Here is a 12,320-nt window from a genome sequence, read left to right as displayed (position 1 = left end):
GCTGATTTATCGGCGCAATGCATTTATCTGTCATATGACTGCAATAATTCCGTTATCTAATGCAGCGCATGACAGTTGAACCTACCGAGGCCGGAACCATGGTTGGCAAGAATATCCTGATCGTCGATGACGAAGCTCCGATCCGCGAAATGATCGCGGTCGCACTGGAAATGGCTGGCTATGAGTGCCTGGAAGCTGAAAATACTCAGCAAGCTCACAGCATCATCGTTGATCGTAAGCCCGATTTGATTTTGCTCGACTGGATGCTGCCTGGCACATCAGGTATCGAATTGGCTCGACGCCTGAAGCGTGACGAGATGACCGGGGATATTCCGATCATCATGCTTACCGCCAAAGGCGAAGAAGACAACAAGATCCAAGGCCTCGAAGTCGGCGCCGATGACTACATCACCAAACCGTTCTCCCCGCGTGAACTGGTGGCACGCCTCAAAGCCGTGCTGCGCCGTGCCGGGCCAAGTGACAATGAAGGCCCGATCGAAATCGGCGGCCTGTTACTTGATCCCGTTAGCCACCGCGTAACAATCGACGGCAAACCCGCAGAAATGGGGCCGACCGAATACCGTTTGCTACAGTTTTTCATGACCCACCAAGAACGCGCCTACACCCGTGGTCAGTTACTTGATCAAGTCTGGGGCGGCAACGTCTATGTTGAAGAACGCACGGTCGACGTACATATCCGCCGTTTGCGCAAAGCGCTGGGCGAGGTCTACGAAAATCTAGTACAAACCGTACGTGGCACCGGGTATCGTTTTTCCACCAAAAGCTAAACCTGGCTGGATGGATCAACCCACGTCGCCAATAAATAGCTGTTGGCGATACGCGAAAGGATTGCTTGGCGGATGAGCATTAGGTGAATAGAAACTGGCAAGGCGCTGTAGTGCGCCGCCTGCTGTTACTGATCAGCGCCTGCTTGCTGGTTGGCTTGGTGACCGGTGAGTACGCATGGGCATTGGTCATCGGCCTTGCTGGCCATCTCGGCTGGACATTGAGCCAACTACTGCGCCTGCACAAGTGGCTGCAAGAGCACAAACCTGACGAGCCGCCACCAGATGGTTACGGCATGTGGGGTGAAGTTTTCGACAGTATTTATCACCTGCAACGCCGCGATCAGAAGGTTCGGGGTCGCTTGCAGGCGGTGATCGACCGCGTGCAGGAATCTACCGCTGCATTGCAAGACGCCGTCATCATGCTCGACAGCAACGGTAATCTGGATTGGTGGAACATTGCCGCCGAAACCTTGCTGGGTCTGAAAACGCCACAGGACAGCGGTCAGCAAATTACCAATCTGGTGCGTGACCCACGCTTTAAAGAATACTTCGAGAGTAACAATTTTCATGAGCCACTCGATTTACCGTCACCGCTGACGGATCGACGTCGGCTGCAATACCAGATCACCCGTTACGGCAATCATGAACACTTGATGCTTGTGCGCGATGTCACCCGTTTGCATCAGCTTGAGCAGATGCGCAAAGACTTCGTTGCCAACGTTTCCCATGAGCTGCGCACACCGCTGACGGTAATCGCTGGTTATTTAGAAACCTTGCTCGACAACGTTGAAGCCGTTAACCCTCGCTGGGTCCGCGCGCTGCAACAGATGCAGCAGCAAGGTGGGCGCATGCAAAACCTGCTCAATGACCTGCTATTGCTGGCCAAGCTGGAAGCCACTGACTACCCGTCAGACAATCATCCGGTGGCCGTTGAGGTAATGCTGCAATCGATCCAAAGCGATGCTCAGGCGCTGTCAGGGGAACGTAAGCATGAAATAACGCTGCAAGCGGACCCTCAGCTAAAACTCAAGGGCAGCGAAGCGGAACTGCGCAGCGCGTTTTCCAACCTGGTGTTCAATGCGGTGAAATACACGCCTGATCAAGGCAAGATTCATATTCGCTGGTGGGGCGATGCCAGCGGCGCCCATCTCTCGGTGCAAGACACTGGCCACGGCATTGAAGCCAAACACCTACCGCGCCTGACCGAACGCTTTTATCGCGTGGACTCCAGCCGCGCCAGCAACACCGGCGGCACGGGGCTGGGCCTGGCTATCGTCAAGCACGTCCTGCTGCGCCATCGTGCGTTGCTCGAGATCAGCAGCACTCAAGGCAAGGGCAGTACCTTTACCTGCAATTTCCCGCCCATGCAGGTGGTGCGTCCCAACCTCTAGAGCGCCAATTTCAGGCGCAATCTGAATACCACTTGTAGACTGCAAGGCAATTTAGTCTGGAAGCACGCTTGCAAAGCAGAACCTCTGCCCCCAATCTTTAGCGGTCATTAGTTATTTGAACCCTATATGGACCCCTCGACTGGTTACCCTGATACAAGCTACTTCGCCGACTTCGGCCTTATCCTGTTCGCTCTGTTTCTGGTTCTGCTCAACGGCTTCTTCGTTGCCGCAGAATTTGCCATGGTCAAACTGCGCTCGACCAAGGTTGAAACAATCGCCGCACAAAATGGCTGGCGCGGCCATATCCTGCGCACGGTACATAACCAGTTAGACGCCTATCTATCCGCTTGTCAGCTGGGTATCACCCTAGCATCCCTCGGCCTTGGCTGGGTCGGTGAGCCAGCGTTTGCCCACGTGCTCGAACCGTTACTGGCAAATGTGGGCATCGAGTCCCCCAAGCTGGTGAGCGGCATCGCTTTTTTCAGCGCGTTCTTCATCATCTCTTACTTGCATATTGTGGTTGGTGAGCTGGCCCCAAAATCATGGGCAATCCGTAAACCCGAGCTGTTGTCATTGTGGACGGCAGGGCCGCTCTACCTGTTCTACTGGGCCATGTATCCCGCCATCTTCCTGCTAAACGCCAGTGCCAACGCTATTTTGCGCATCGCTGGCCAAGGCGAGCCGGGCCCACACCACGAACACCATTACAGCCGTGACGAACTCAAGCTGATCCTGCATTCGAGCCGCGCCAGCGACCCGAGCGATCAAGACATGCGCGTGCTGGCCTCAGCCGTTGAGCTGGGTGAACTGGAGGTTGTCGATTGGGCAAACTCGCGTGAAGACCTGGTTTACATCGACCTGAACGCGCCGCTGGATCAAGTGTTCAGCGTATTTCGCCGTCACAAGTACAGCCGCTACCCCGTATTCGATGAGGATCAGGGCGAGTTCGTCGGTGTGCTGCACATCAAAGACCTGCTGCTGCATTTGTCATTGCTGGAAATGCTGCCGTCGGCGTTGAAGATTGGCGAATTGATGCACCCGCTGGAGCGGGTCAGCCGCCATATGCCGTTGTCAGCCCTGCTGGAGCAGTTTCGCAAGGGCGGCTCTCACTTCGCCTTGGTCGAAGAAGCAGACGGCAAGGTGATTGGCTACCTGACCATGGAAGACGTACTCGAAGCCCTGGTTGGTGATATTCAGGACGAACACCGCAAAACCGAACGCGGCATCCTCGCCTATCAGCCGGGCAAGCTATTGGTGCGCGGCGACACTCCGCTGTTCAAGGTCGAGCGCTTGCTCAGCATCGACCTTGACCATATCGAGGCTGAGACCTTGGCGGGGCTAATTTACGAAACACTCAAGCGCATGCCCGAAGAAGAGGAAGTGCTCGAAGTTGAAGGCCTGCGCATCATCGTCAAGAAGATGAAAGGGCCAAAGATCGTTCTGGCTAAAGTGGTCAAACTGGACTGACCAGTTGATTCGCGGTTAGCCCAAGAGCACCAGCTCTGCTAACCGCTAACACCGTCTGCGTCACAAAACACAAAACTCCCTTAAAGCGCCAAACATGGCGCTTCGCGGCATTCTGCCGGGCTCACCATTCGTCGTGATTGACATTCCGTGCTGGCGCAGGTCTTGTCAAAGTGTATTGCAGGGCATAAATTGCACTGGTCTTACCGGTATTACCAGAACAATAACAGCGACTCCGATCCCTCCCACGGGACGGCTGCGCATACGGAGACTACCGCAATGCTCATCAAGAACTGCTCCCGCTCGATTTTCCTGCAAGTCGTGATCGGCCTGATTATTGGCGTATTTGTTGGCGTCAGCTTCCCCGATTTTTCATCGCACCTCAAACCTCTGGGTGATGGCTTTATCAAGCTGATCAAGATGCTTATCGCCCTCATCGTTTTCTGTGTGGTGGTCAATGGCATCTCAGGAGCCGGTGATCTGAAAAAGGTCGGCAGAATCGGTCTGAAGTCGGTGATCTACTTTGAAATCCTGACCACCATTGCCTTGGTCCTTGGACTGGTCGTGGCCTACGGCAGTGGCTTGGGCACGGGCGCTAATATCGACCTCAACAGCCTCACTTCCGGCGACGCCTCCGCCTATGCCGGAAGCTCCCAGGCAATACATGGCCCTGTTGCCTTCTTCATGGCGTTGATCCCGTCTTCGGTCTTCAGCGCCTTCGCCGGCAACGATATTCTTCAAGTACTTTTGTTCTCGGTGCTGTTCGGCAGTGCCTTGAACCTAGTCGGCGAGCAAGCCAGCAGCGTGGCACGACTCATCAATGAGTTCAGCCTCATATTGTTTCGCATCATGGGCATGATTGTGCGACTGGCGCCATTGGGGGTATTTGGTGCAGTGGCCTTCACCATCAGCCGCTACGGCATCAGTTCACTCAGCCATTTAGGCGCATTGGTTCTAGTGTTCTACGTAACCTGCGTGCTATTTGTCACCCTGGTGCTTGGCACAGTATTGCGCCTAAGCGGCGTACGACTGCTGCCCTTCCTGCGCTACTTCCGCGAGGAACTGTTGATCGTACTGGGGACAGCCTCTTCCGATGCCGTTCTGCCGCAAATCATGCGCAAGCTGGAAAACATGGGTATTCGCAGTTCGACTGTTGGTTTGGTGATTCCAACAGGCTATTCGTTCAACCTCGATGGCTTCTCGATCTATCTGACCCTGGCTGTGGTATTCATCGCTCACGCGACCGGCACCCCGCTGGCTTTCAGTGACCTGATGACGGTGCTGTTGGTGTCGCTGATCACATCCAAAGGCGCGCATGGTATCCCTGGCTCCGCACTGGTGATCCTCGCGGCCACCCTCAGCGCCGTGCCGGCTATCCCCGCAGCAGGCCTGGTGCTGGTATTGTCTGTGGACTGGTTCATGGGCATTGGCCGGGCACTGACTAACATGATCGGCAACTGCATCGCCACCGTAGTCATCGCCCGCTGGGAGAATGACATAGATATGAAAAACGCCAACGCGGTGCTTGATGGCTATCATGGCAACGCGCGCGAAATGCCCGTTGCACCGACTCCACACAAAAGCGAAATGCAGGGTTAATGAGCATTGTACGCAGCTCAATCTACTTACCTTGGCGGCTAACCCAGCCGCCAACCTTGAGCATTAGGGAGCACTCATGTTTTCTTCATCCAAACTGATCAATTCAGTGGTGCAGAAGCTGCTCGAAACCATTGAGCAAGGTCGCTGGACGACTGGGCAGATGTTGCCGGGCCAGCGCGAGCTTGCCGAGCAGTTGGAGATCAGTCGGCCAAGCCTGCGCGAAGCCATAATCGTACTGGAAACGCTGGGCGTGCTGCGCTCGCTGCCAGGCAAGGGCGTGGTCGTGCTTGAGCGCGATACACCCGCCCTGCGCGACCTGCGCAACCCCGCAGTAACCACCGCCTCGCTGGAAAATGTCCTGCAGTTGCGCTATGCCTTGGAGCCTTTCATTGCCGGGCTGATTGCGCAAACCATCAACAGCGATGAGCTTGGCCAACTGCGTCTGCTGTTGCTGGATCTACGCGAAGCTGTCGAGGACGAGCGCACCGATGCCTTGGTCGAGGCCTATAACGCATTTCATCGCAAGTTGGTGGCACTGACCTCAAACCCGATTTTCCTGAGTGTTTCGCAACAGATCAGTGGCGCCCTTGAGCAAAGTGATCACCTTATCCAGCGCAACGAGGCGCATGCCGAGGACATTCTCAAAGAACACGAGGCCATCGTGCGCGCCATTCGCCAGCACAACAGCGAAGCCGCCAGCTTGGCGATGCGCCAACATATTGTGAATGAAGGCATGCGCCTCAATATTGGTCTGCGCGTACCCGAAGGGGACTTGATCACATGAGCAGGCATGCCGACACCTCACTCCTGCGACCTTTGGGGTGCACCTCAGCTCAGTTCATCTACGAGAGTATCCACAGTGCAATCTTGGCCAGACGCTTAGCCCCTGCCGCAATGCTGAGTCAGGTAACCCTGACCCAGATATTCCGTGCGGGCGCCAATAGTGTGCGCCGCGCCTTAGAACGCCTGGCCAGCGATGGTGCGGTCGAGTTCTCGGAAAACCAGATTGCTTACGTGGCACAACCCGATCCACTGCGAGTTCGCCAAGTACTTGAAGCACGATTGTTGGTTGAGTCAGCCGTGGCACGTCAGTTGGCTGGCCAACTCAGTCGCCAGCAGCTTGACGACCTACGCAGTATCGTAGCTGCCGAACGCGCCTGCATGAACGCCGCCGACCATGCAGGGCTGATCAAGTGCGCAGGACGCCTACACCTGCAACTGGCCGAACTAACCGGCAATCCGTTACTGCACAACTTCCTCGACCAACTGCTTCGCCAGGCCGCGCTGCATCTCGCCTTAAGTAAGAACCATGGGTATATCGAGGCGAGTTGTTGTCAGCAGTTGGAATTGCTGGATGCGCTGGAGGCTGGTGATTGCGAACTCGCTAGCAAGCGGCTTGAGCTGTATCTATCGAGCATCGGCCAGCGCCTGCGTTATGCGCCTCCACCGACCACCGATCTGCATGCGGCATTCGCCGGACGCCTGAGTAGCTAGTCGCCGCCCACGGCAAAGTTAGGCAATGTATTCACCGGCTGTGAAAAGTCGAAGGGAATCGACTCCAACGCTAAGCCTACGTTTCGCTGAATCACAAAGTGCAAGTGCGGGCCGGTGCTGTTGCCGGTATTCCCCGATAGCGCCAGCGGTGTGCCGACATTGACGTGAGTGCCTTCGGCAACTTTGACCGAGCCCTTCATCAAGTGCAGGTACACGCCCATGGTGCCGTCTTTGTGTAGCACGCGAACAAAGTTACCCGATGGATTGTTACCACGTCCGGTCTGATGATTCTCGATTTTGACCACCACACCTGAGCGCGCGGCCACGATAGGTGTGCCTTCAGGCATGGCGATATCCAAGGCGTAGCGACCTTTAGGACCAAAGTGGCTGTACTTACCGTTAGCACCCTGACTCAAATTGAACGGACCACCGCGCCAAGGCAACGGATAGTTCTTTTGCGTGGGGATCAGCCGTGGATCACCCATGGCGTAACGCAATTTGGTTTTGTAGTGCAGCGGCTTACTGGCATTCATGGGCGCCAGCGTGGCCAGACGGATCTTGCTGCGCGGCGCTAAAATCCAGCTGATTGGCTTTTCAGGAACACCTACGGCGTTCTCGGCATCATTGATGCTCAACTCAATCTGCACCGGTGCATAGAGGTCGTTGCGTACCAGCAGGGTTTCACCTGCAGCGTGTTTGAGAGTTTCCAGCTTTACCTCGCTGTCGAGACTCTCAACCATGCGATCACGAAACACAAACACCTGCGCACCGGCTGCCTTTTGGTCGGTGTAGGTCACCACACCATTGGCATCGGTGTACTTGTAGATTGTGATGGCCGCAGCATCAGCGGCCACAGTCATAAAACTGAAGAGAAGTAGTAAGCGCCCTAGCATATCGATTCGGATCTTATGTTTTTCTGATTGTCCGGGTTTGGCAGACTAGCAGCAGCGCAGGGGTGGAACGAGATGCTTTGTACGAAGATGTGCACTGTATCTCGAGCATAGCCGACGATCGGTCATCCACAACCCAGAGCTCAGTTCATGCGTGCAGCTAGCCGCCGGGGGTAAAGTGTTTTTGCGCAGTACCGCGAGCAATAAGTCGAGACAAGTAGTCAAGCTTTTGCGGGTCACTGTCAACAAAGCGTAGGGTTAGTTGCAACCATTCGCTGTCAGCTTTCGGCTCAAACGCCGCAACCGCATGCAAATAACCATTGAGCCGGGCAACCTCTGAGCTATCACCCTGCTCCAGATCGAGCACAGCGCTTTCCAACACTTGCGGCAATAGTTGCCCGCGCTTGACCAGCAACTGCGCATCTTTGAGGCTCAGCGCTTTGATCACACAGGGCATGCTGCCACCCGGCAAACGCAAGCTGCCCTGCCCTCGACCTGAAGGTGCTGCTGCGGGCTTGGCAGTCGGCGTAGGCGCTGCAAATCCAGGGGCAGCAGCCACTGGCTGGCTAGGTTTGATCACCTCAGCCTTACCGCCGGTCAAGGCCGATAAAGAGTCATTGGCGAATGCATTGCTGGCAGGTTTTTGGCTCGGCGCGAAGGCCTCAAGCTTGCCGGCGCGATGCAGAGCTTTTTTGACCTTGGTGACCAATTGTTCGTTGGAGAATGGCTTGCCGATGAAATCTGACACCCCAGCCTGAATGGCCTGAACCACGTTTTCTTTATCACCCCGGCTGGTGACCATAATAAAGGGTATGGTCTTCAGGTTATCTTGCTCACGGCACCAGGTGAGCAATTCAAGCCCGGACATTTCCGGCATTTCCCAATCGCAGAGAATCAAGTCAATCGTCTGTTTGCTCAGCAATTGCAGTGCTTTACGACCGTTCACAGCCTCTTCAATCTGCACTCCGGGAAAGTGATCACGCAGACCTTTTTTGACTAAATCACGAATAAAACTTGCATCATCAACAATCAAAACGCGGACTTTACTCATCTACCACCCCTCATCTACCGTACCTAGCATAGTCCGGGTGGATGGCTAAAGGCCAACAGACAATTACTCTGCGGCCATCAGCGCAAGTAAAGCTGACTACTTATTTTTGCCTGTGCCTTCTACTTCTTCCTGCATGCGCTTGAGGCCGATGTGCTTAACATCAGTGCCGCGCACAAGGTAGATAACCAGTTCAGCGATGTTGCGGGCGTGGTCGCCAATCCGCTCCAGCGAACGCAAGGCCCATATGATGTTCAGAACGCGCGCGATTGAGCGCGGGTCTTCCATCATGTAGGTCACCAGCTCACGCAATGCGGTTTTGTATTCGCGGTCGACCGTTTTGTCGTACTGGGCCACAGACAGAGCCAGGTCCGCGTCGAAGCGAGCAAAGGCATCAAGTGCTTCCTGCACCATCTTGCGCACCTGACCGCCAATGTGGCGCACCTCGACGTAACCACGCGGTGCTTCGCCTTCTTCACACAGAAGAATGGCGCGCTTGGCGATTTTGGTCGCCTCGTCACCGATACGCTCCAAGTCGATCACCGACTTGGAAATGCTGATGATCAAGCGCAGGTCAGAAGCAGCAGGTTGACGGCGAGCCAGAATGCGCACGCACTCTTCGTCGATGTTGCGCTCCATCTGATTGATCTGGTCATCAATTTCGCGCACTTGTTGAGCCAGACCTGAGTCGGCCTCAATCAACGAGTTGACCGCATCATTGACTTGCTTCTCAACCAGGCCACCCATTGCCAAAAGGTGGCTGCGCACCTCTTCCAGCTCAGAGTTGAACTGTTGAGAAATGTGATGAGTAAGACTGTCTTTATTAATCATGCTCAAGCCCTTGCGACGCGAAATTAGTTAAATACAAAACGGTTACTTGCTAAACATCAATACCGATCGAGCTTTTGCTCTTACCCCCAACGGCTCCAACACCGGCCTTTGCATGGGGAGCGCTGAGCAAGAAGGCGATCCGCAGACAGTACTAGAAGTACGGCAAGGGTTCGCCGCCGCAGCTCAGCGGCGTCAGGCATGGCCGGAGCGATCAACCGTAGCGACCGGTGATGTAATCCTCAGTCTGCTTCTTGTCTGGGTTGGTGAACAGCGTATCGGTGTCGCCGTACTCGATCAGTTTGCCCATGTACATAAACGCGGTGTAATCGGAAACCCGCGCCGCTTGTTGCATGTTGTGGGTCACGATAACGATGGTGTATTTGGATTTCAGTTCGTAGATCAGCTCTTCGACTTTAAGCGTCGAGATCGGATCAAGTGCCGAACAAGGCTCATCCAGCAACAGAACTTCTGGCTGAACCGCAACGGTACGCGCAATCACCAAACGTTGCTGCTGACCACCGGACATGCCCAACGCCGACTCATGCAGACGGTCTTTGACTTCATCCCACAAGGCAGCACTTTTCAGTGCCCATTCAACGGTCTCGTCGAGCACGCGCTTCTGGTTCACACCTTGAATACGCAGGCCGTAGACCACGTTTTCGTAAATGCTTTTAGGGAACGGGTTTGGCTTCTGAAACACCATGCCAACGCGACGACGCAAATCAGCAACATCTTCGCCTTTGCGGTAGATGTTGGTGCCATCAAGGTTCACTTCACCCTCAACGCGGCAGCCATCAACCAGATCATTCATCCGGTTGAAGGTACGCAGCAGTGTCGATTTACCGCAACCAGACGGACCAATAAATGCGGTAACGCGCTGCTTGGGGATATTCATTTTGACATCGAACAGCGCTTGTTTTTCGCCATAGTACAGGTTCAAACCCGGAACCTGGATGGCGGTGGTTTCTTTGTTCAAATCCAAGCTTTGCTTTTCACGGCCAAGAGCTGAGATGTCGATACCATGGCTTGGTGTAGTGTGCTGCATGAGATGCTCCCTACGCTGAGAAACCACTGAAAGCTACGCGCTCGCGACGTTTTCAAAGGTTCCTGATAATTCGTTAATCGGATGCTGCACACAGCGGTGCAGCATACCCAAAATTCTTAATGCTCCAGCGCTTTGTACTTCTCGCGCAGATGGTTACGGATAAACACCGCACTGAGGTTAAGCAAAGCAATTACCAGCACCAGCAACAACGCTGTGGCATAGACTAATGGCCGTGCGGCCTCAACGTTCGGGCTTTGGAAGCCGACGTCGTAGATGTGGAAACCCAGGTGCATGATCTTCTGATCCAAGTGCAGGTACGGGTAGTTACCATCAAGCGGCAGTGCGGGTGCCAACTTGACCACACCAACCAGCATCAGCGGCGCAACTTCACCCGCTGCGCGCGCCACAGCCAGAATCAAACCGGTCATCATCGCCGGGCTGGCCATTGGCAGCACCACTTTCCACAGGGTTTCAGCCTTGGTCGCACCGAGCGCCAGAGAGCCTTCACGCAATGCAAGTGGGATACGCGCCAAGCCTTCCTCAGTCGCGACGATCACCACTGGCACCGCAAGAATCGCCAGAGTCAGCGATGCCCAAAGCAAGCCAGGCGTACCAAAGGTGGGCGCTGGAGCCGCTTCCGGGAAGAACAGCGAGTCAATCGATCCGCCCAGAACGTAGACGAAGAACCCCAGGCCAAACACCCCGTAAACAATCGCCGGAACCCCGGCCAGGTTGTTCACCGCAATGCGGATGATACGAGTCATCGGTCCTTGCTTAGCGTACTCACGTAGGTAGATCGCAGCCAGGACACCAAAAGGCGTCACAATCACCGCCATGATCAAGGTCATCATCACGGTGCCGAAGATCGCCGGGAAAATACCGCCCTCAGTGTTGGCTTCACGTGGGTCTTCGCTGACAAACTCCCACATTTTGGCGAAGTAGAAACCGAGTTTTTCAGTGGTGCCCATGGCGTTCGGCATATAAGCGCGAACCACAGTGCCCAGGCTCATTTCCTTCTCTGTGCCGTCTACCGTCTTCAGGGTCACGCTGTCGCGATTGAACTGGTCGTGCAGACCCAGCAACTCTGCTTCGAGCACCTTGTATTCGGCATCCCACTGCGCGCGCTCTGCATCAAGGTCGGCTTGGGCGGCAGGCGTCAACTCATCGGTCAGTTCCAGCTTGCGTTTTTTAAGACGCAGGCCTTCAAGTCCGTAGTTGATCCGGCCAATGTCTTTTTTCTGCAGTTTCGAGATTTCACTGTGCAACTCGTCAATCCGGGCAATTCGCTTTTGCAGCTCATCCCAGGCTGCATCGCCCTCAGCGACCAGCTTGCCGCTTTCTTTAACGTTAACCAGGTAACCATAGAAGTTACCCCACTCGCGACGCTCCACCGCCACCATGTCTTCCGGCGTGCTTGGATCTTTCATCCACTCATCGACAACCCAGCTGAAGTCCGCACCGTTGATGTCACGGTTACCGACCTTGAACAGCTCGCGGGTCATGAACTCGCCGCCTTCTACATCAACTGGCAGCCCTGCAGAAGCCAGGCGCGCACGCGTTACTTGTTCAGCCTGAACCAATTCGCCGGCCATCACGCGCGGTGCTTCGCCCGGCACTTGATAGGAGGCTTGAATCACATCGGCTGGCCAGAAGTGCGCCAGGCCGCGGGTAGCGATTACGGCGAGCAGACCCACGGTCATGATCACGGCAATCGATACACCGCTGGCGGTCATCCAGACCCAGGGTGAACCACTCTGGAACCAGGATTTG

General features: G+C 55.2%; 11 protein-coding genes. 6 read left to right on the top strand and 5 right to left on the bottom strand.

Annotated features, from left to right (window positions below; all coding sequences use genetic code 11):
* The first annotated feature begins 98 nt into the window (after positions 1-98).
* The 6 genes from phoB (at position 99) to ACN0UH_RS04290 (ending at position 6,736) form a co-directional block, all read left to right on the top strand.
* A complete protein-coding gene (gene phoB, locus ACN0UH_RS04315) occupies positions 99-788 on the top strand; it encodes a phosphate regulon transcriptional regulator PhoB (RefSeq protein WP_087519238.1) in 690 nt (229 codons plus the stop codon).
* Between the two features lie 83 nt (positions 789-871).
* Complete coding sequence (gene phoR / locus ACN0UH_RS04310) at positions 872-2,179, top strand: phosphate regulon sensor histidine kinase PhoR (protein ID WP_417660901.1); 1,308 nt, start codon at positions 872-874, stop codon at positions 2,177-2,179.
* Between the two features lie 126 nt (positions 2,180-2,305).
* On the top strand, positions 2,306-3,646 hold the full coding sequence (locus tag ACN0UH_RS04305) for a hemolysin family protein (RefSeq protein ID WP_417660900.1): 1,341 nt from the start codon (positions 2,306-2,308) through the stop codon (positions 3,644-3,646).
* A 276-nt stretch (positions 3,647-3,922) separates the two neighbouring features.
* Positions 3,923-5,242: a C4-dicarboxylate transporter DctA gene (locus ACN0UH_RS04300; RefSeq protein WP_417660899.1), complete on the top strand. Its 1,320-nt coding sequence runs from the start codon at positions 3,923-3,925 to the stop codon at positions 5,240-5,242.
* Between the two features lie 76 nt (positions 5,243-5,318).
* On the top strand, positions 5,319-6,026 hold the full coding sequence (locus tag ACN0UH_RS04295) for a FadR/GntR family transcriptional regulator (RefSeq protein ID WP_417660898.1): 708 nt from the start codon (positions 5,319-5,321) through the stop codon (positions 6,024-6,026).
* The gene (locus ACN0UH_RS04290; RefSeq protein ID WP_417660897.1) at positions 6,023-6,736 is read left to right on the top strand and encodes a GntR family transcriptional regulator; all 714 of its coding nucleotides are present in this window, start codon (positions 6,023-6,025) and stop codon (positions 6,734-6,736) included. Before ACN0UH_RS04295 ends, ACN0UH_RS04290 begins: the two co-directional genes overlap by 4 nt.
* Here the strand turns inward: ACN0UH_RS04290 and ACN0UH_RS04285 are convergent.
* From ACN0UH_RS04285 to pstA, 5 genes are all read right to left on the bottom strand, one after another.
* Positions 6,733-7,629, bottom strand: a complete 897-nt coding sequence (locus tag ACN0UH_RS04285; protein ID WP_417660896.1) for a peptidoglycan DD-metalloendopeptidase family protein — start codon at positions 7,627-7,629, stop codon at positions 6,733-6,735. The genes ACN0UH_RS04290 and ACN0UH_RS04285 overlap by 4 nt on opposite strands.
* A gap of 157 nt (positions 7,630-7,786) precedes the next feature.
* Entirely contained in the window at positions 7,787-8,677 is an 891-nt protein-coding gene (locus tag ACN0UH_RS04280; protein ID WP_417660895.1) for a response regulator, read from the bottom strand.
* Between the two features lie 96 nt (positions 8,678-8,773).
* Positions 8,774-9,505, bottom strand: a complete 732-nt coding sequence (phoU, locus tag ACN0UH_RS04275; protein ID WP_417660894.1) for a phosphate signaling complex protein PhoU — start codon at positions 9,503-9,505, stop codon at positions 8,774-8,776.
* Between the two features lie 211 nt (positions 9,506-9,716).
* A complete protein-coding gene (gene pstB, locus ACN0UH_RS04270; RefSeq protein WP_417660893.1) occupies positions 9,717-10,550 on the bottom strand; it encodes a phosphate ABC transporter ATP-binding protein PstB in 834 nt (277 codons plus the stop codon).
* A 116-nt stretch (positions 10,551-10,666) separates the two neighbouring features.
* A complete protein-coding gene (gene pstA, locus ACN0UH_RS04265) occupies positions 10,667-12,283 on the bottom strand; it encodes a phosphate ABC transporter permease PstA (RefSeq protein WP_417661105.1) in 1,617 nt (538 codons plus the stop codon).
* Positions 12,284-12,320: the final 37 nt, after the last annotated feature.

It is taken from the genome of Pseudomonas sp. (assembly GCF_048265905.1).
Lineage (GTDB): Bacteria > Pseudomonadota > Gammaproteobacteria > Pseudomonadales > Pseudomonadaceae > Aquipseudomonas.
Note: the sequence above shows the minus strand (reverse complement) of the source record. Positions and strands in the feature narration are given on the sequence as shown.